Source organism: Nocardia sp. TBRC8007 (assembly GCF_056629435.1).
Genome location: NZ_JBWSOR010000241.1, coordinates 1 through 234, shown reverse-complemented (window position 1 = coordinate 234; position 234 = coordinate 1). Strand labels below are relative to the sequence as shown.

Annotated in this window: 1 protein-coding gene; it reads right to left on the bottom strand. The window is 62.4% G+C overall.

Going from position 1 to position 234, the window contains the following annotated elements:
* Positions 1-234 (bottom strand): hypothetical protein (locus tag ACX4ZE_RS23495; protein ID WP_480275650.1); only part of this gene is annotated, 234 nt, incomplete at both ends.

The window sequence follows — 234 nt, the reverse complement described above, 5'->3', positions numbered from 1 at the left end:
GCAACACACCACGACGCACCCCCACACCCACCTCCACATCCGGACCGGAAACGACATCGACATCAACATCGACATCGAGGCCGACATCGAGGTCGAGGTCGTCGAGGACGACCGTCCCAATCCCGGTCTCGGGCAACAAACCCCGAACCGCCGCCGTGGTCACAACCACAACCGGATCAGCATCGGCGAGGACATACCGGATACGGTCGACCGGATACCCCGGATCGATCGACA